At 59.7% G+C, this 19490-nt stretch carries 14 protein-coding genes; 6 read left to right on the plus strand and 8 right to left on the minus strand.

Features of this window, described 5'->3' with window-relative positions:
• Positions 1 to 11 precede the first annotated feature (11 nt).
• The gene (locus C3F12_04455) at positions 12 to 314 is read right to left on the minus strand and encodes a hypothetical protein (GenBank protein PWB47233.1); all 303 of its coding nucleotides are present in this window, start codon (positions 312 to 314) and stop codon (positions 12 to 14) included.
• Positions 315 to 316: 2 nt separating this feature from the next.
• Between C3F12_04455 and C3F12_04460 the strand changes: the two genes are divergently transcribed.
• The gene (locus C3F12_04460) at positions 317 to 1000 is read left to right on the plus strand and encodes a hypothetical protein (GenBank protein ID PWB47234.1); all 684 of its coding nucleotides are present in this window, start codon (positions 317 to 319) and stop codon (positions 998 to 1000) included.
• A 19-nt stretch (positions 1001 to 1019) separates the two neighbouring features.
• On the opposite strand, the gene C3F12_04465 is transcribed toward C3F12_04460, so the two are convergent.
• The 7 genes from C3F12_04465 to C3F12_04495 all read right to left on the minus strand — a co-directional run bounded on the left by C3F12_04465 (position 1020) and on the right by C3F12_04495 (position 7067).
• Complete coding sequence (locus C3F12_04465) at positions 1020 to 1712, minus strand: hypothetical protein (protein PWB47235.1); 693 nt, start codon at positions 1710 to 1712, stop codon at positions 1020 to 1022.
• 381 nt (positions 1713 to 2093) lie between these two features.
• On the minus strand, positions 2094 to 3053 hold the full coding sequence (locus tag C3F12_04470; GenBank protein ID PWB47236.1) for a peptidase C14: 960 nt from the start codon (positions 3051 to 3053) through the stop codon (positions 2094 to 2096).
• Positions 3054 to 3059: 6 nt separating this feature from the next.
• On the minus strand, positions 3060 to 3449 hold the full coding sequence (locus C3F12_04475; protein PWB47237.1) for a hypothetical protein: 390 nt from the start codon (positions 3447 to 3449) through the stop codon (positions 3060 to 3062).
• 234 nt (positions 3450 to 3683) lie between these two features.
• Positions 3684 to 5528: a hypothetical protein gene (locus C3F12_04480; protein ID PWB47238.1), complete on the minus strand. Its 1845-nt coding sequence runs from the start codon at positions 5526 to 5528 to the stop codon at positions 3684 to 3686.
• Positions 5529 to 5710: 182 nt separating this feature from the next.
• Positions 5711 to 6007, minus strand: coding sequence for a hypothetical protein (locus tag C3F12_04485; protein ID PWB47239.1), 297 nt, complete (start codon positions 6005 to 6007; stop codon positions 5711 to 5713).
• 62 nt (positions 6008 to 6069) lie between these two features.
• Complete coding sequence (locus C3F12_04490; protein ID PWB47240.1) at positions 6070 to 6462, minus strand: hypothetical protein; 393 nt, start codon at positions 6460 to 6462, stop codon at positions 6070 to 6072.
• A gap of 119 nt (positions 6463 to 6581) precedes the next feature.
• On the minus strand, positions 6582 to 7067 hold the full coding sequence (locus C3F12_04495; GenBank protein ID PWB47241.1) for a hypothetical protein: 486 nt from the start codon (positions 7065 to 7067) through the stop codon (positions 6582 to 6584).
• A 4-nt stretch (positions 7068 to 7071) separates the two neighbouring features.
• On the opposite strand from C3F12_04495, the gene C3F12_04500 reads away from it, so the two are divergent.
• The 5 genes from C3F12_04500 (at position 7072) to C3F12_04520 (ending at position 19117) form a co-directional block, all read left to right on the plus strand.
• Positions 7072 to 7434: a hypothetical protein gene (locus C3F12_04500; GenBank protein PWB47242.1), complete on the plus strand. Its 363-nt coding sequence runs from the start codon at positions 7072 to 7074 to the stop codon at positions 7432 to 7434.
• A gap of 270 nt (positions 7435 to 7704) precedes the next feature.
• Positions 7705 to 11223: an RNA helicase gene (locus C3F12_04505; GenBank protein ID PWB47243.1), complete on the plus strand. Its 3519-nt coding sequence runs from the start codon at positions 7705 to 7707 to the stop codon at positions 11221 to 11223.
• Positions 11220 to 12833 (plus strand): transcriptional regulator, encoded by a 1614-nt coding sequence (locus C3F12_04510; GenBank protein ID PWB47244.1) that lies wholly within the window; start codon positions 11220 to 11222, stop codon positions 12831 to 12833. The genes C3F12_04505 and C3F12_04510 overlap by 4 nt, the downstream gene beginning before the upstream one ends.
• Before the next feature lie 117 nt (positions 12834 to 12950).
• The gene (locus C3F12_04515) at positions 12951 to 15797 is read left to right on the plus strand and encodes a hypothetical protein (GenBank protein ID PWB47245.1); all 2847 of its coding nucleotides are present in this window, start codon (positions 12951 to 12953) and stop codon (positions 15795 to 15797) included.
• Between the two features lie 11 nt (positions 15798 to 15808).
• Entirely contained in the window at positions 15809 to 19117 is a 3309-nt protein-coding gene (locus tag C3F12_04520; GenBank protein ID PWB47246.1) for an AAA+ family ATPase, read from the plus strand.
• Positions 19118 to 19490: the final 373 nt, after the last annotated feature.

The raw sequence follows: 19490 nt of genomic DNA on the forward strand, positions 1-19490 counted from the left end.
CCCCGTTCCCGCTAGCCGAATCGGCTTGGCGCAAGGTCCGCCATGCAATCACCCCAACGCTTCAGGAGGCCATGCGGCAGCACTCGAACTATCTGTCCCACCTCAACCTCCCTCGCCTCCCTCCGCAGGTCATCTGCCCCGGCAGTCTGCTGCTCAACTGGCTGGCCGTCACACGGCCTGGTCTCCCAGACCTCGATCAGATTGCCATGGCCGAGGACCTGCTGGTCTGGGCGGCCTACCGCGACGCGAAGACCGTCTGGCGGATAGAGCCCTGCCTGCTTGACGCCCTCTCTGCCCGTGGCCGGACGAGACACCCATGGCGGCCATCAGGCTGCCCAGCCGCTGTCCCGTGCTGGAATGGCAGGGCCCGGACGGGCCCATCGTGGTCTCCGCCTGTTACGATCTGCTGACCGGGCAGGAAGCAACGGGTAAGCTTGAGCTGCGGCTACAGCGGCTGCATGAGAACCGATGGGTCCCCCTGGCCATCCTGTACAATAACGCCTCGACCCTCAGCGCGGCCCTGGAACAGGCTCAGGCGGCGGCCTTGGACGCGGCTCGGAAGGTCCAGGCCGAATCGCTTAACGTGGGTACTCCATTCCGATCCGACCTTGCGCGTGTGACCTTGATCCTGCTGCTGTACTTGAGCGGTGAGCCCGATGTGGTCAAAAGAATGCACCCAGGCGCCAAACCTCATCGTGACGCCAGGATGCGCCGCAAGGACCCTGAACGATGGGCCGACATACGGGAACCGATGGTATGGGATGTCGGCGTCGGATACCGGCAGGCCCTAGAACGATGGGAGATCGATCAGGTGCGGGAGACCGCCGCCCATTCGTCAGACCGGTCGGTCAGGCCTCACATGCGCCGAGCCCATGCGCATCTGTATTGGACCGGTCCAGGCAGAACAGAGCCGCGGGTGAGATTTCTGCTGCCGATTGCGGTCAAGGGAAAGCAGGCTGAAGAAGAGGCGGCACGCTCAAGTCTGCAATTGATACGATGAATGATCGGGTCTCCGGTGGTCACGTCCTATTCGGCGGGTAGTCCTTCCTGGGCGCAACGCACGCTGGAGTCTCATGGGCCGGGTTGTTCACCCAAGCGTCCACCGCGTGACATTCCATCTCGTCAGATGGGTAAGGGGTAAGGAGGGGAAGCAGTCTGGCCGGCTCCTGGATCGCGGGATCGAGCCAGACGGCCTCGGCCTCTCGCGTCAGGATCGCCGGCATCCGGTCGTGGATCGGCCGCAGGAGTTCGTTGGCGTCCACGGTGATGATCGTACAGCTTTTGACCTCTTCGCCCTCCGGTGAGCGCCAGGTGTCCCATAGCCCGGCGAACCCGAACGGCTCGCCGTTTTTGAGCACAATGCGAAACGGCTGTTTCGTCCGGTCGCGCTTCTGCCACTCGTAGAATCCGTCGGCCACTACGAGGCAGCGCCGCTTCCGGAGCGCGGCCCGGAATGCGCGCTTAGTTGCTACAGTTTCGGCGCGCGCGTTGATCATGCGGTTACCGATAGCGGGATCTTTGGCCCAGGACGGAACGAGGCCCCAGCGCATCCGAGTGAGATAACGCTGCTCGTCGTCGCCCACCACGATGACGGCCTGGGTGGGGGCGATGTTGTAGCGGGGCTTGTAATCGGCCTCTTCGAGGCCGGTCCGGACCTTGAAGCGCAGGGCCGCGGTATCGAGGGTAGTCGTAAGGGTGAAGCGTCCGCACATCAGTTAGGGTTACCGTCCTCGACGCATCGGCAGCTTTCGACGTACGGCCTGCAGCCCGTCAAGGAGCTCCTGATCCGTCAGCAGGCCTTTGCGCACCGAGAGGCGGCGGAGGGCCTCTTGCTCGTAGAGGCAACTGCGGAGCAGTTCCTCAACGGTCACGACTTCCTTTGGAGTTCATGTGTTTGGCCATCTTCACTTCCCGTGTGTGATCGCGAGGTTCGAGATGAAATTCCGGCACCCCCCAGGAATCGCCTCAAGGGACACAGATGATCAGGTAAAAAGGGGCAATTGGGTTCGGCAGAGCTTTCTGCTCATTAGAGAAGCCGCGTTCCCTTCACCACTTTAAGAAATGGCGCGTCGGTCAAGCTCAACTCGTGGCCATCAGATTCGATTATTCTTCGCCAGTCTCCAGTAGTACCGTCCCGATGCTGTGAGTCGGCAGGCCTTAGATTGCATAGCCGCATCGTACATGTGTGGCGCATCGACAGGTACGACTACGTGAACACGGCTGAGCATTTGAAGTTTGCGGAAGACTTCCGTCTTGGCGGCCTCCTGTTTTTCACAACTAGGCTCGAACGCGGGCGACAGTGGCAGGTCTTCTGCTGGCACCGGGAATATGATCGGCAACTCACGAATGATCGCAGTCTCCACGGCAGGCGTACACTTTCTGAGCGCGATGAGCTTTGAGACGTGTGACTTAAAAAGCGGTCGTTGATCCCATGCGCCTAAGGCAGCTTCGACGAACGCATAGATCGCCGGTGCTGTTACGTTGCCCATAAGATCGGCCGCGCCACCTTCGAGTGCATCCGCGACGAGCGAGGTAAACAGTCCCGCGCCACTAGCCTCAACCGAGACTTGATCGCCACGGCTGGCGGTCAAGATCGACACGCCTTCGCGGAGCAGAGCCTTCGTGTTGTCGATCGCAGGTACATTCCCGAGATTGCCAGAGTGGCAGCAATCTAGCAGAATCACAACCTCATCCGCCTTCGAGTCGTTCGCCATTTTCAGTATGTCTGTCATCGATACACCCTCGTCGTAACTTTTGGCGTCTTGAGTGACGAGGTAGCCGCCGAGGTTGTTTTCGGTGCCATGGCCGGAAAAGTGGAGCACAGCCAATTCAGATTTATCTTTGAATAGTTGCTCTATTGCCTGCTTGAGCGACGCGCGTGTGGCGACGTCGTTTGACCCGCCGTTGGGAGCCACCATCGTGCGGCACCCGAAGTTGGGTGAACCATCCTCGTGCTTTTCGAGCAGAGCAGCCATACGCGTCGCGTCACTGACGCAGCCGCGCAGCGCTCCGAAGGAATACGAGTCGATACCTACACACAAAGCTCGCCGCATGACTGGTTACCTCGCCCCACCGATCAGCGCCTTCAAATTATCCCAAGTCCATCTGTATACCTTATCGGAGGTTTGGGCCGTGGTCGGTTTGGTGCAGTTCTTGTCAGCATATGCTGCGAGCAGGAAGTAGTCCTTGGATTTTTCTCGGGCGATAGTCAACTCCTCTGCAACGCCTTTAGCCGTATGAGTCCGCTCGCCGCACAACACGATCACCAGGTCAATGTTATCCATCCGTCGGCGAACTTTCTCCTTCCAGTCTCCGGCTAGAGGGTCTTTTACCGAGGCGTCAGTGAAATCGAACGGGCTATCAGGTAGCTTGGCCTGCCCGGCTAGCATCGTCTTCGCGCCTTCGTCGTGATCGTAATCGAAACTGATGAACACACGCTTCTTTGCCATTGATATCACTCCTGTATTGAAGTACAGTTCCGATTGTTCTGCCGTTTTATTGCAGAAGACCAGCGTTTCTCCTCTTACCGCCATCACTGTAATGCGCCGACGGGCGAGTGCGCCGATCACCGGGTTGAGCGGCGAGCATCAATTGCTGACGAGGCGCTCGTCCGTTCCAAATCACTTTTCTGTGCCATCCTAGGCTAAAAGCGCGCTCCACTCGTTCACTCACTACCGTACGCATTAGAAGGACCCCCTTGCCTCCTGTAAGCGAGAAATGTCGCTCATCCACATCGTGATCGACCGTGGTATCTGCAGTCGACCAATGAGGTCCGGATGCTCCGTGAGGTGACGTGCAAGGAAGAATTCCTGGTATGCCCGATGTGCGAAGCGCAGCCTGAGACGCTCACCGACCGAAGCTCTCGGAAGAGGAACCAGCAGACTGTTCAGGAAGAGTCCGGTCGAATCTGTGATACCAGAAAAACCCCTTTCTGCCGACAGGACTTCGTCTAGGGAGCAGGACGGCGTTAACTCGAGACTTCCATTATGGACCTGCGTCATGCGATAGGCAGCGGTAGCCATTGCGCAGAAGGCCAGGTACACGACCATGTCAATACTTTCGCCGTGCGAGGTAACCGGTGGTCGGCCAACAACTCCCCAGTTCATCGGTCGCGTCACGTCCCGGCGTATCTTCAGTTCTGCCCACTCTTGAAACAACGCGGCACGCCCAACCTCGTGAACGTCTCGCTCCGCTACCGTCTCTAGAATGAAGCGAAGAAACAAAGGCCGGCGAGGTATATCTCCATAGAAACGCGTGTAGTCTCCGCTCTGGATAGCGCGGATAAAAACGTCCACGCGGGCTCTCTGCTCTGGATCGGCTATGGTCGTTCGGTACCGCGAGGCGAGTGTGCGAATCTCATCATCCGACCACGGCAGGAGTTCGATAAGTCGTATGCGCTGCCGTCGGGGTATTCCATGTCGTGCTATTGCACCGAATGAAGCTGTGAAGTCGCCTTGGCGCTCGTGCCAGAGTTCGGAGCGCGCGAGGAGCACAATGGGCACTCGGACTTCTCGCAGCAGATTCAGAAGCGACTGGATGCCGCCTCTCCGACAGAGATAGACTGACTCATCAACGCCATCGATCATTAGGATCATAGGGGTTTCAGGGTCCTTGAGGATGTGAGCGATCACCGGGCGAGCAATTCGGGACAAGGTAGGTTGGTCTGAATCCTGAACATCTCTGAGGAGGGTATCGAGGCTCACGCATTGCTCCAGCAAGTCCTTGGTGCTGACAGTTCTGTCAGAGATGCTCGCCCCGGGCACGTAAAGCACTTGTCTGTTCCCTACGCCGAAGGAGCGGAGAGCAGCGGTGGTCTTTCCAAAGCCAGCCTCGCCAATGACCACGCACAGCCTGACATGCGCGGCCAATATCTGCGTCGACGGATCTGCGAGAGAACGGGTCGGCTTCGAGGAGGACAGCAGACGGTGTTGATCCACGAGAAGCTCTGAGGTCTGGAGCGGTACGACGTCTAAGGGTGTGCATAACTCTGGTTCCATCCGTGCATGAATGTTGGCGACAGACAGATTCCATTGACGTATGCCCACCTGCACGCGCTTTAGCACGCTGTTGAAGGCTTCTGTAAGGATGCGCGACAGGTCCCAAAGCTCCGCCTTCTCGGCGCACCCCGAGTTCATGAGTTCAGACAACGCTTGTTGGATTGGCTGGCGAAACTCGGCGCTTTTACCGGGTCGATTGTGGACAAGCAGGTATACTTTTGTGGTCAAGCCGCTCCGCGCAAATGATTGAATTGAGGCAAGGCATTGCCTGACCTGCTCACGCCCGAGTTCCTGCTCGTGAACCTGGAAGCCCTTGCACTGTACAACTAGTGGAAACGGGCGGCTATCCGACCACACCAAATGGTCAATGCCAGCGCGATCGAATGTTCGACGTGCAGGGACGCCGACCGTATCAGGCCAACTCGCACGTAGAAGTGGCAGCACAGCTCGCTCGAACGTGCGGTCATCGGTCACAGCTAGCTCTCCGAACAGATGCCTGTATTCGGTCTTATCCGTCCACGCCTTGGCCATATCGCACCGTTTTACAGGCGACGCTAGCGACTTGGCGAACGCGGTCGCTATAGAAGTGATGAAGCCGCCATCGTTTCCGTTAATGGCATCGCCTGCCTATCGAATGTTCGCGTGGCAGAAAGGCGCCGACCTTCGGCCTCCCACGCTGACGACTAAGCCGCCGAGATACGCCTTGTTAGCCGTTACTCGAAACGCCCGTACACGTTGTCATTCGGCACAAATGGTTCCGGCAGTTCTTGCCCAAGCACTGCTGCCCGAACGACCATCACGAAACTCGGCGCGCCGAGGTCTCCTGGGAACCCTTTGACTGCCTGTACAGCCGCCTCACTGAAGTCGAGGTCATGAAGATGAAAGAATCGCCTCGTGAACTGATACGACAGCGAATGCGCAAATCGATACAACCCGTCATCGAACTGATTAACGGCTGCGGCGAGTTCGAGGGGAACGGTAGGTCCGTGTGTAACGCGTGCTTGGCCCATTCGACGGCTGTAGAACGAACGAGGATGCCAATCCCAATCAGGGTCAAAGCCTATCTCGCCGTCTAATACAGGAGAAGCCTGGTGTGCCTCGACCTCGACAGAATGCGGTGCACCTGTTCGTGGCGCACCTGCCTAAACTTGTTCGAATCGCGGGCGCGCAGTTTCGCTTCGAGGAAGCCAGCCGCCTCTACGTCGCATCCTGAAGGGAGCCGATACCTGACGAGAACGCCGATATCGCCGTACGATGTCTCCCTGGATCCATGTAGCTTGTACGCCTCCCGCTCAAGCTGGACGGGATACCGGAGGCCATGGAGCGTCACCGTGCGAAACCGGTTCCGAAACCTGATCAACAGGTCATGGGTGATAACGTCCTCTTTCCAATCCAACGGATAATGGCGCTGGACTGTTTCTGCGAGTTCGTGCTCTATCAACCCTTCCATTTCAATAATGTGCATGACCCACCCTGTACCGAGGTCCCTGGGGTCTTATCCTTCCCCACGTGCGCGATCCTCGTCCCGATACGATATATAAGTCGGTGGTATGGAGCACGAAACATCCCTGCCTCCTGCGCGACCTAGACCGTCAGCTCCACTACCACCGGACAGTGGTCGGACGCCTTGGGCTCATTCAGGCCCACCCCGGGGAAGCGTGGGCCGCTATAACGATCCGCGCGTTTCGGCATCCCCCGCCGTTCAATGGAGGGCGCGTTCCCGTTGGCGTCGGCGAGGCTCTTCGACAGCAAGAGGTAATCGAGCTGGCGATAGGCGAACGGAAGATCGCACTGCCTGTTCCCTTTGAAGAACTGGGTCCAGCGCTCTTCCTCCGGCAGACGGTCTACGATGTTGACCACCTGGTCCCACTGCACCAACTGAGCGATCCCTGTGTTGCCATGGGCGTCTGTCTCCAAGTAATCGTTGAGGTGGGCTAACACGATGAAAGGGTGCTGGCCCGCACTTTCTCCGAAGCGTTGGGTGACGATCTCCTTGACGGTTGTTGCCTGCTTCTCGCACCTGGCTTGGGTACGCTTGCGGCCCTGGCGGGGATCCCGTCGTTCCATCATCGATTTGAGATCGCTTCAGGGCATCGAGGTTCTCGACCTCCTGGAGGGCCAGGACATCGGCCTTGGTGGCGAGAATCGCCTGGGCCGTGATCTTCTTGCTGACCTCGTCATAAATGTCGAAGTGACGCTGATCGGCGCGCCAGCCGTCGATGACGGCCTGCTGGGGATCGACCCCTTTGTTGAACTTGTACCGGGCGAAGAGGTTCTCGACATTGAAGGTACCGATACGGATCGTCGCCATAAAGACCCTCCTCTCGCAGTAAGAACCTTTTTATGGTTGCGTTCCCATTGGGGTAACTTTAGGCTTGGCGGCGCGAACCGTCAAGGGAGATCCGAGTCGAGGATCCGAGCCGAGGGATCGAGGTGATTCTCAAACCTTCTATTGAGAACTCCCATGTCCTGCCCGGCATTTTTTGCAGGCAGGACTAACTACCCCACCCTAGCGTCCTCCCGTATTGAAGGTCCTTGACGATACTTCGCAGGCGAGCCTTGTCAGGTGGCAACACCTAGGGTACTATCTGCATAAACTTAAAGCTGAAACTTGATCGAGTCAGCCATGGTGAAACAGTGGAAGGACGGTTCCGACGTCCCGCGATCCTTTCCAACCTTGTGCTTCCTGGGGGGTTAAAGCAAGCCGATGGCCCGATTGGAAGACGTGACACGAGGCGCAACGGTCAAGGGCATCCTGCCCGATCGCCTCGTCACCATAGTGGACGTCAAGTGGCACGGCTCGACCGTGGTTGAGGTGACCTACAAAGACGCCTCCGGCCGTCTCGCCAACGAGTTGCTTTACCGGGATCGCGAGCCTGCGCTGGAAATCGTAACGCAAGGCACGCCGTTCAGCTTCGACGGCGACGGCGCCCAGTTTCGGCTGGCCTCCGAGGCGCGGCGCATCAGCCTGGCCTACCTGTTCGACCCGCTGCTGGCCGTCCACACCTCGCTCATTGAACCGCTGCCCCACCAGATCACTGCCGTCTATCAGGAGATGCTGCCCCGCCAGCCGCTCCGGTTTCTCCTCGCCGACGACCCTGGCGCCGGGAAAACCATCATGGCCGGCCTGCTCATCAAGGAGCTGATGATCCGCGGCGACCTACGTCGCTGCTTGATCTGCTGCCCCGGCAACCTGGCCGAACAGTGGCAGGATGAGCTGGACTCCAAGTTCCACCTCCCCTTCGACATCGTCGATCGATTCGCCATCGAGGCCGCGCGGACCGGCAACCCCTATGTCGAGAAGAACCTCGTCATCAGCCGTCTGGACGTCATGAAAAAGGACGACGTGCTCCCGAAGCTGGAACAGACGGAGTGGGACCTCATCGTCGTGGACGAAGCCCATAAGATGTCGGCCTCCTTCTTTAGCGGCGAGATCAAGGAGACGAAGCGCTACAAGCTGGGGAAGGTTCTTGGCCGACTCACGCGCCACTTTTTGCCTATGACGGCGACCCCGCACAACGGCAAGGAAGAGGACTTCCAGCTCTTCCTGGCGCTCCTGGATGCCGACCGATTTGAGGGGCGATTCCGGGACGGGGTCCATGTCGTCGACGCCTCCGACCTGATGCGCCGTCTCGTGAAGGAGACCCTGCTCAAGTTCGATGGAACGCCGCTTTTTCCCGAACGGTGGGCGTACACCGTCGCCTACCGTCTTTCGGACCTTGAAGCCAAGCTGTACGCCGAGGTCACCAACTACGTCCGGGAGGAGATGAACCGGGCTGAGCGGCTTGCGGCAGAGGGTCAGGGCCGTCGCGGCAACCTCGTCGGATTCGCTCTGACCATCCTTCAGCGACGCCTGGCTTCTTCCCCGGAGGCCATCTACCAATCCCTCAGACGCCGGCGCGAGCGGCTTGAACGACGGCTGCGCGAGGAGAAACTGCTCAAGCGCGGCGTGGACGTCGTGGTGGACCCAACGAGCGGTTTTCGCATCCTCACGGAAGAAGAGATCGAGGACCTGGACGAGGCGCCAAGCGCTGAGGTCGAAGAGACCGAAGAGCAGGTGGTCGATCAGGCCTCGGCAGCCAGGACCATCGCCGAACTGGAGGCGGAGATCGGCACACTTCGGCGACTGGAAGAGCTGGCCCAGCAGGTGCGCCACAGCCGCACCGACAAGAAGTGGGAGGAGTTGTCGAGGCTGCTTCAGAACAATGCGGAGATGTTCGATGCCCAGGGACACCGGCGCAAGCTGGTGATCTTCAGCGAACACCGCGACACCCTGAATTACCTGGCCGATCGGCTTCGCACGCTCCTGGGACGGAGCGAGGCGCTCGTGACCATCCACGGCGGGATAGGCCGGGAGGAGCGCAAGAAGGCGCAGGAGGCCTTCACCCAGGACAAGGCGGTTCAGATCCTTGTCGCCACGGATGCCGCCGGAGAGGGGATCAACCTGCAGCGGGCTCACCTGATGGTGAACTACGACCTACCCTGGAACCCGAATCGGCTGGAGCAACGCTTCGGCCGCATCCACCGGATCGGCCAGCCCGAGGTCTGCCACCTCTGGAACCTGGTGGCGCACGAGACCCGCGAAGGTGAGGTTTTCGAACTGCTCTTGGAGAAGATCGGTGAGCAACGCAAGGCCCTGGGCGGCCGTGTATTCGATGTCCTCGGGAAGGTGTTCCAGGAGAAGTCGCTGCGCGACCTGCTCATCGAGGCCATCCGATACGGTGAGCAGCCGGAGGTACGCGAGAAGCTCCGGCAGGTTGTCAGCTCAGCACTGGATCGCGAGCACCTCGTCAAGCTGCTGGAGGAGCGGGCGCTCACCAACGAGGCACTTGATACCGGCGCTATCCGGCGGATCAAGGAGGAGATGGAGCGGGCCGAGGCCCGCCGCCTGCAGCCTCATTTCATCGCATCGTTCTTTCTCGAAGCCTTCCGTTCCCTCGGGGGCACCGTCCGGGAGCGGGAACCTCGGCGGTACGAGATCACTCACGTACCGGCGACGATCCGGAATCGTGATCGTCAGATCGGGACAGGTCAGCCGGTGTTGCAACGCTATGAGCGGGTGACGTTTCACAAGGAGCTGATCAGCGTGGCGGGGAAGCCCATCGCCGCGTTTATCTGTCCCGGACACCCGCTTCTGGATGCGACCATCGACCTGGTCCTGGAACGCTACCGCGACCTGCTGAAGCGAGGGGCTGTCCTCGTGGACCCGCGTGACGAAGGCGGCGAGGAGATCCGTGTGCTCTTCTATCTTGAGCATTCAATTCAGGACGCGCGCACGGACCGTCAAGGGAACCGGCGACTCGTCTCGCGGCAGATGCAGTTCGTCGAGATGGACCAGACGGGTAGTGTCCGCACAGCAGGGTATGCCCCCTACCTGGACTACCGGCCTATCACCCAGGAAGAACGCAAGCTGGTTGAACAGGAGCTTACCGCCGAGTGGCTCAAAGGAGACTTGGAGAGCAAGGCGCTCTCCTACGCCATCGAGTACCTCGTACCCAGCCACTTCAACGAGGTCAAGAAGTTCAAAGAGGAGATGATCACGCGGACCATGGCGGCGGTCAAGGATCGCCTGACCAAGGAGATCAACTACTGGGACCGCCGAGCCGAGGAGCTCAAGGAACAGGAACTGGCCGGTAGGGTCAACGCCCGGATCAATTCGGCGAAGGCGCGCGAGCGCGCCAACGATCTTGAGGCCCGGCTCCGCCAACGGATGGAAGAGCTGGAGCAGGAACGCCGACTCTCACCCCTACCCCCGGTGGCCACCGGCGGCGCCCTGATCGTTCCCAACAGCCTAATCCGGCGACTTAAGGGTGAGCAGACCGAGGCGCCAGAGCTGTTCGCCCGGGAGACCCAGCGGGTCGAGCGGCTGGCGATGGAAGCTGTCTTGGCCTTGGAGCGGCAACTGGGCAGGAAACCCCGCGACGTCAGCTCCGAGAACCTGGGTTACGACGTGGAATCGAAAATTTCCCAGGACGGCAGGCTTCTGTTCATCGAGGTCAAGGGACGGGCTGCCGGCGCCACCACGGTCACCATTACCAAGAACGAGATTCTTACGGCGTTCAATAAGCCGGACGACTTCATCCTGGCCATCGTAGAGGTGGATGGCGATGAAGCCAAAACGCCGGTCTATATCCGTCGGCCGTTCCAGAAAGAGCCCGATTTTGGGGTCACCAGCGTGAATTATAGCCTCAGTGAGCTTCTCTCGAAGGCGGAGGTGCAGACGTGACCCCCGATGAGTTTCGGACGCTCCTCGAACGATCGGAGGGAAACCGTATCGAGTTTAAGACCGCATCGAGAAGCTTTCACTTCGAGGAGTTGGTCAAGTACTGCGTGGCCCTCGCCAACGAAGGAGGGGGCAAAATTGTACTCGGTGTGACTGATACACGACCCCGTCAGGTGACCGGGACCAAGGCCTTCCAGGAGCCGGGCCGGACCGAGGCGGGCTTGTTCGACAAGCTCCGGCTACAGATTCGAGCCGAGGAGTGCCGCCATGGCGATAACCGAGTGTTGATCTTCCACGTGCCGTCCCGGCTTCCCGGAACGGCATTACAGTACAAGGGCTCATTTTTGATGCGGGCGGGCGATGCGCTTGTGCCGATGTCGGACGAGCAACTTCGCCGGATCCACGAGGAGACCGGTCCGGACTTCTCGGCCGAGATCTGCCCTGCGGCCTGCCTGGACGACCTCGATCCAGTGGCCATCGAGGTGCTACGGAGTCTGTGGCACCGGAAGGCTCCCGCTCAGGACATTATGACCCGGCCCGTAGAGCAACTTCTTACGGATGCCGAACTGATCGTCGAGGGGAAGATCACCTATGCCGCACTGATTCTGCTCGGCAAGCATGCCGCCTTGGGGCGGCATCTCGGCCAGGCCGAGCTGATCTTCGAGTACCGCTCCAGCGATGCGCCAGGCCCTGCTGCGGATCGGCGTGAATTCCGGCGCGGGCTCCTCCCCGTACTCGATGAGGTGTGGAGCCTCGTCAATCTCCGTAACGATCAGCAGCACTTTCAGCAGGGGCTGTTCGTGTGGAACGTGCCCACCTTCAATGAACGGGCTGTTCGGGAGACGGTGCTCAATGCCGTCAGCCATCGCGACTATCGCAGTAGCGGCTCGGTCTTTGTGCGACAGTATCCTCGCAGGATCGAGATCGTCAGTCCGGGTGGATTCCCGCCTGGCATCACGCCGGAAAATATCCTCTGGCAACAGCATCCGCGCAACCGGCGCATTGCTGAGGCGCTGAGCAAATGCGGGCTGGTTGAACGGGCGGGCCAGGGCTTCGACCTCATCTATCGCGAGTGCATCCGCCAAAGCAAACCCCTCCCTGACTTCTCCCATACGAGTGAGCACTCCGTGTGGGTGACGCTCCACGGTGAGATCCAGGATCCAGAGTTTTTGCGCTTCTTGGAGGAAATCGGAAATGAGCGACAGGCGTCCTTCAGCACAGAAGATTTCCTGGTCATCGACCTGATCCACCGCGAGCAGCCGGTGCCGGAGGTACTCAGACATCGAATTCCGCATCTATTGGAACAAGGCGTGATCGAACGGGTCGGACGTGGGCGTGGTGTAAGACATCTCCTGTCGCGCCGCTTCTACCGACACCTCGGTAAGGCTGGAGTGTATACACGCACACGCGGCCTGGATCGGGAGACCAACAAGGAACTTCTGTTCAAGCACATCCGTGATTCAGGGCTGGAAGGCTGCAAGGGACGGGACTTCCGTCAGGTCCTCCCCCATCTGTCGCGTGGGTCCATATACAGCCTGCTGGCTGAGCTGAAGAGGGAAGGAAGAGTTCGCGTGGAGGGGATGACCAGAGCCGGAAAGTGGTTTGCTCAGTAGGGCGAAAAACAATCTTTGCAGCAATGCAAAAGCAATCAATCTCGTAACCTACTGAAACTACAAGCGTTTATTGCTTCGATAATTCGGCGAAAGATTGCTTCCAAGGAACAATAGGAAATGACTCAGCGGAAGAAGCTCATCGAAGTGGCGTTACCGCTGGCGGAGATCAACGACGCCTCGGCGTATGACAAGATGCCAGGTATCGGGCCGCACCCCAAGGGTATCCATCAGTGGTGGGCGCGGCTGCCGCTGCCGACCGCCCGGGCTGTGCTCTTTGCCTCCGTCGTAGACGATCCCTCCTCGCATCCGGAACGGTTCCCGACCGAGGCGGCGCAGATTGCCGAGCGCGAGAGGCTCTTCGACATTCTACGACAACTGATGCAGAAGAAGCTGCATGAGCATCCGGAAATCTATGCTCTCGCCAGGGAGGAGATACTCAAGCACTGTGACGGAAAGCTGCCGCCCGTTCTCGACCCCTTTGCCGGCGGCGGTTCCATTCCGCTGGAGGCGGCGCGGCTCGGGTTTGAGTCGCATGCCGCAGACCTCAATCCCGTGGCTGTCCTGCTCAACAAGTGCAACCTGGAGCTGGTTCCCCGCTGGCTGGACCAGCCGGCGGTGAATCCGGAAGACAGAAGTCAAAAGTCGGGAGGCCGGAGACTTGTGTCGGGCGAATGGCGTGGATCGCGCGGGCTGGCTGCCGACGTGCGCTACTATGGCCGAGTTGTGCTGGAGCGTGTCCGCAAGAAGATCGGTCATCTCTATCCGAAGGTGAAGCTCCCCAAAGAACATGGCGGACATGAGGCGAATGTGATCGCCTGGCTCTGGGCGCGGACCGTGGCCAGCCCTAACCCCGCGGCTCGTGGTGCGCATGTACCTCTCATCAGTACCTTTTGGCTCTCAAGCAAAAAGGGCAGTGAGGTCTGGCTCGTACCGGTAGTGGATAGGGCTCACGACATGTGGCAATTCGGGGTACGAACCGGGACCCCTGAGGATCGCACAGCGATCAAGGCCGGTACCAAGACCGGGCGTGCGCAGTTTCGCTGCCTCCTCACAAATGCGTCCATCGACGATGATTACATCAAGGCGGAAGGAGTGGCCGGAAGGTTGGGGATGCGACTCCTCGCCATTATTGCTGATGGCACCCGCAAGCGGTGTTATGTTCCGCGGTCGGCTGAGCAAGAAGAAATCGCGTTGGCGGCAACGCCTGAGTGGTATCCAGAAGGCGACGTGCCTGTAAGGCTTACGGGTGGTACCTGCACGCCGTATGGTCTCACAGCATGGGGCGACCTGTTTACGCGTCGCCAACTCATAGCGCTGGTGACGTTCAGCGACTTAGTGAGGGAGATCAGACAGGACGTGTTGAGAGACGCTGTCGACGCTGGCTTGTCGCCCAAGGACGGAGAGGAACGTGCCGAGGCTGTCACCACCTTTCTGGCGCTCAACCTCAATCGTTGCGCAGATCTTGGCAACTCCTTATGCACGTGGAATCACTCCGATCAAGTCGTGCGAAACCTCTTCAAGCGTCAAGCAATCCCGATGGTTTGGGACTTTGCGGAAGCGAACATCCTAGAAGACGTTGTCGGCGGGTGGTCCACCTGCATTGAACGTACGGCAAAGTGCATCCTAACCATGTCCGTGAGCCAGATAAGCTACGGCAGGCAGATCGATGCCGCGAGCGCCTGGGACGATCTTCAGAACATCTTGGTCAGTACCGATCCGCCGTACTACGACAACATCGGCTATGCGGCCCTCAGCGACTTCTTCTACGTGTGGCTCCGGCGGACAATTGGCGATCTCTACCCAGAACTGTTCAAGACGATCCTAGTGCCGAAGGAACCGGAACTTGTGGCCGCACCGGAGCGCTTCGGTGGTGACAGGCAAAAGGCGAAAGATCACTTCGAGACGGGTTTTCGCAAGGCGTTCACCGTCCTCCACGAGAAGATGGACCATCGTTTCCCTCTCACAGTCTACTATGCCTTCAAGCAGGAAGACGAGGAGGCAGGCAGCGAGGAGGAAGACGACCGAAGTCAGGAGACAGAACGAAGAAGCCAAAACGGTGTGGATCGGACCACCGGATGGGAAACGCTCCTGGAGGCGCTTCTGGGCAGCGGCTTCCAGATCACTGCGACGTGGCCCGTCCGGGCATCGCAGAAGTGGCGCATGGTGGCTATGGGAACGAATGCTCTGGCATCCTACATCGTCCTAGCCTGCCGACCTCGGTCTACCGACGCCCCTCAGTGCAGCCGTCGTGAGTTTATTGCCGAACTCAAGCGCGAACTTCCTGAGGCGCTGAAACACCTTCAGCATGGAAACATCGCGCCCGTGGATCTCGCGCAGGCCTCTATCGGCCCCGGCATGGCAGTCTTCTCCCGATACGCCCGCGTAATGGAGTCAAGCGGGAATGCGATGACCGTGCGCACGGCGCTTTCCCTCATCAATCAGACGCTGGACGAGGTCCTCGCCGAACAGGAGGCGGAGTTCGATGTTGACACCCGCTGGGCGCTGGCGTGGTTCGAACAGTACGGGATGGCCGAGGGGCAATTCGGAGACGCGGAAACCCTCTCCAAGGCCAAGAACACGGCCGTGAGTGGGCTGGTCGAAGCGGGAATTGTGTCGGCGCGTGCTGGCAAGGTCAAACTTATCGGTCGAGACGACTTGCCTGAGGACTGGGACCCTACCAAGGACAGGCGTCGAACCGTATGGGAAGCCACCCAGCACCTTATCAGAAGTCTGGAGCAGGGCGGAGAGGGCGCATCGGCGGAACTTTTGAGAAGACTGGGTAGCGGCATGGGTGAAATGGCGCGGGAACTGGCTTACCGTCTCTATAAGATCTGCGAGCGCAAGGGCTGGTCGAAGGAGGCGTTGTCCTACAATGGGCTGGTCGTTGCCTGGCCAGAGATCGTCAGACTGGCCCACGCGCCAACATCGGAGAGCCAACAGCCTGAGCTGTTCGGGAACGATTAGGGAGGCGAATCATGGCAAAAACCAATCGTGACCGCGTCGGCGAGGCCCTGGGCCTTCTGAGCAAAGGGCTCGCGCCGTTCGTGGAACGCGAACTGAAGGCCACGTACAAGGCCAAGTGGGCGGATGTGGCTGCGGAGTCCTTTGGGGGGAAGAAGGTCAACTGGGCCGATCCGCAAACGACCTTGATGGTGATATGGGACCAGTGGAACGCCACCTTCAAGAACATCCTGGGGCATGCCGAGCGGAGCCTGGTAAGCGAGTTGCGGGATATCCGCAATCGATGGGCGCACATGGAGAACTTCAGCAGCGACGACACCTACCGCGCCTTGGACAGTGTCGGGAGGTTGCTGACGGCGGTCTCAGCGCCCGAAACGGCGGGCGTCGAAAAGCAGAAAATGGAACTGCTGCGCCTGCGGTTCGAGGAACAGCGGCGGTCCGAGGCCAGAAAGGCTGCGGTGTCTCCGGTAGAAGGCAAGCCTGCGGGACACCTGAAGCCCTGGCGGGAGGTCGTGACGCCGCATCCGGATGTTGCCTCCGGGCGGTACCAGCAGGCTGAGTTCGCCGCCGACCTCTGGCAGGTGTATTTGGGGGAGGGATCGGATGAGTACAAAGACCCTGCCGAATTTTTCCGCCGGACGTTCTTGACGGAAGGCCTGAAGCATTTGGTGACAAGGGCCGTGATGCGACTTGGCGGGAATGGCGGCGATCCTGTGGTTGAGCTCCAGACCAACTTCGGCGGCGGCAAGACGCACTCAATGCTCGCGCTGTATCATCTGTTCTCGGGCACGGCGGCCGCAGAGCTGCCAGGAGTGGACGACCTCCTGAAACAGGCCAACCTATCCTTGCCCAAGGGGGTCAGGCGTGCGGTGGTCGTCGGGACAAAGGTATCTCCAGGACAGTCGCACAAGAAGCCGGATGGCACCGTCATCCGCACGCTGTGGGGTGAGATCGCGTGGCAACTTGGCGGGAAGGAAGGCTACAAGATCATCAAGGAGGCTGACGAGACCGCCACGAACCCCGGCGATGCGCTTCGGGAGCTGTTTAATCGATACTCTCCGTGTTTGATTCTCATTGATGAGTGGGTCGCTTACGCCAGGCAACTTCACGACAACGGAGGGTTGCCCGGGGGAACCTTTGATACTCAGTTCACCTTTGCTCAGGCGCTCACCGAGTCTGCGAAGGCGGCCAAGAAGGCGTTGTTGGTGGTGAGCATCCCGGCCTCCGAAAGCCCAAGTCCTCAGGAGGGAAGAGAGCGGGTCTCGGAGATCGAGATCGGTGGTGAGCGAGGCCGCGCGGCCTTGACGCGGCTGAAGAACGCCATCGGTCGGGTGGAGGCTTCGTGGCGGCCGGCGAGCCCTGATGAGGGCTTCGAGATCGTGCGCCGTCGCCTGTTCCAGCCGATCACTAACCCGGCCAAGTTCGTCGATCGCGATCAAGTAGCCCGAGCCTTCGTCGAAATGTACGGGACCCAGCAACAAGAGTTCCCGAGCGAATGCCGCGAAGCGAACTACGAACGGCGCATCAAGGCCGCGTATCCCATCCACCCCGAGCTATTCGACCGCCTCTACAACGACTGGTCTACACTTGAAAAGTTCCAGCGGACGCGCGGCGTCTTGCGCCTCATGGCGGCTGTGATTCACTCGCTGTGGGAGCGACAGGACGGCAACCTGCTCATCATGCCTGCGAACGTCACGGTGGACGACCCGCGCGTGCAGTTCGAGCTGACCCGGTATCTGGAAGATCAGTGGGTGCCCGTGATCGAGAAGGACGTCGACGGATCCCTTTCGCTCCCGTTGTTGCTCGACCGCGAAAACCCGAACCTGGGCCGGTATTCTGCCTGCAGGCGCGTGGCTAGAACCATCTATGTCGGTTCGGCACCGACCCAGCGAGCGGCGCACCGCGGGATCGATGACCGACAGGTGAGGCTAGGGTGCGTCCAACCGGGCGAGAGCGCGGCTATTTTTGGTGACGCGCTTCGGCGGCTCACCGACCGCGCCACCTACCTCTACGTTGATGGCAGGCGATTCTGGTTCTCCACTCAGCCTACCGTGACCCGTTTGGCCGATGACCGCGCCGCTCAACTCCGTGACGAGGATGTCCTGGTGGAGATCGGTAGGCGCCTTCGTCTGCAGGCGCGCACGAGGGGCGATTTCGCCAAGGTGCACCCTTGTGCATCCGGCGGTGACGTGCCGGACGAGCGGGAAGCTCGGTTGGTTATCCTCGCGCCTGAATATCCACACACCGGCAGAGACCAGAATAGCCCAGCTCTGCGCGAAGCCGCTGCAATTCTTGAGTATCGGGGCACCGCCCCCAGGACCTACAAGAACACGCTCGTCTTCTTGGCGGCCGATGGCGGGCGACTGAAGGAGTTGGAGCATGCGACGCGACACTACCTAGCATGGAAGTCGATCGTGGACCAGCGAGAACCCCTGAACTTGGATCCTTTTCAGTCGCGCCAGGCCGAGACCAAGTGCCGAAGCGCCGATGAGACGGTCGATGCGCGAATCCCCGAGGCCTATCAGTGGTTATTGGTTCCCGGTCAGCCCGACCCGAAAGGATCGGTGCAGTGGAACGAGATACGGCAGCAGGGTCAGGAGGCGCTTGCGGTGCGCGCCTCGAAGAAGCTTAAAAACGAAGAGATGCTGCTCGTCGAGCTTGGCGGTGTGCGATTGAGGCATGAACTGGATCGCATTCCGCTCTGGCGCGGCGATCGCGTGGGCATCAAGCAGTTGGCCGAGGATTTCGCCACGTACCTCTACCTGCCCAGGTTGTGTGACGACTCTGTATTGATGAACGCCGTGAGAGATGGTCTGGCCCGCCTCACGTGGCAGCCAGAAACATTCGCCTATGCCGATCAGTGGGACGAACAGCGGAAAAGATACGTTGGCCTCCAGGTCGGCCAAGGCGTCCGCGTCACCTTAGATGAGCATAGCCTCCTGGTGAAACCCGATGTGGCAAGCTCTCAGATGCAAGCCGACAAGGAACGCCAGGTCGATGTGCCACGGCCTCCCACCGATAAAGGTGCGGCATCTTCCACAGGCCCAGAAGAGGTCCAAAGTAGGCCCCTAGCTCCTGTCGTCGCTGCTCCCCGTCGTTTCTATGCCACCGTCGTACTCGATGCTACGCGTATTGGGCGCGATGCCGCGCGGATCGCAGAAGAGGTTGTCCAACACCTATCGGGGCTCCTGGGGTCCCACGTCGAAGTCATGTTGGAGATTCGTGCTGATGTTCCAGACGGTGTGCCCGACCAGACGGTACGGATCGTAACGGAGAACTGCCGCACCCTGAAGTTCAAGACCTACAGCTTTGAAAAGGAATAGCAAGAAGGCTCCTCTATACTGTCTGGTTTTCGCTGGCCACAACCCGACGGGGGTCGAGATTGCTGACGAAATCTTTGGAAGTTCTTGAAGATGGGTTAGCTTCATATTGCTTTGTCAAAATGACGCAACCGATATCGTAAAGAGCATCAAATAGCAAATCGGGTAGCAGGAGGATACGGTAATGCGGGACTGGGCCGTTTCTTGTGAGGTTAACGCAAATGCCTTTTCTCGGCGTAGGCGGATCTCGCCTGGCCAGCATCTCGTCGCATCTTCCCGAGGCCTCTCCCGGGTGCTCTCACGCCTCACTTGAGTAGCTATGTCAAGCCAAAACACTCTCAACTCAGTCAACAAAACGAGTGAGTCCTGACGGAGG

This window comes from Candidatus Methylomirabilota bacterium (assembly GCA_003104975.1).
In the GTDB taxonomy this organism is placed as follows: Bacteria; Methylomirabilota; Methylomirabilia; order Methylomirabilales; family Methylomirabilaceae; genus Methylomirabilis.

Bases quoted from the DNA above. Each gene is read 5' to 3' on its own strand.
- C3F12_04460 (PWB47234.1), top strand. From the start codon at position 317: ATGGCGGCCATCAGGCTGCCCAGCCGCTGTCCCGTGCTGGAATGGCAG.
- C3F12_04465 (PWB47235.1), bottom strand. From the start codon at position 1,712: ATGTGCGGACGCTTCACCCTTACGACTACCCTCGATACCGCGGCCCTG.
- C3F12_04470 (PWB47236.1), bottom strand. From the start codon at position 3,053: ATGCGGCGAGCTTTGTGTGTAGGTATCGACTCGTATTCCTTCGGAGCG.
- C3F12_04475 (PWB47237.1), bottom strand. From the start codon at position 3,449: ATGGCAAAGAAGCGTGTGTTCATCAGTTTCGATTACGATCACGACGAA.
- C3F12_04480 (PWB47238.1), bottom strand. From the start codon at position 5,528: ATGGCCAAGGCGTGGACGGATAAGACCGAATACAGGCATCTGTTCGGA.
- C3F12_04485 (PWB47239.1), bottom strand. From the start codon at position 6,007: ATGGGCCAAGCACGCGTTACACACGGACCTACCGTTCCCCTCGAACTC.
- C3F12_04490 (PWB47240.1), bottom strand. From the start codon at position 6,462: ATGCACATTATTGAAATGGAAGGGTTGATAGAGCACGAACTCGCAGAA.
- C3F12_04495 (PWB47241.1), bottom strand. From the start codon at position 7,067: ATGATGGAACGACGGGATCCCCGCCAGGGCCGCAAGCGTACCCAAGCC.
- C3F12_04505 (PWB47243.1), top strand. From the start codon at position 7,705: ATGGCCCGATTGGAAGACGTGACACGAGGCGCAACGGTCAAGGGCATC.
- C3F12_04515 (PWB47245.1), top strand. From the start codon at position 12,951: ATGACTCAGCGGAAGAAGCTCATCGAAGTGGCGTTACCGCTGGCGGAG.
- C3F12_04520 (PWB47246.1), top strand. From the start codon at position 15,809: ATGGCAAAAACCAATCGTGACCGCGTCGGCGAGGCCCTGGGCCTTCTG.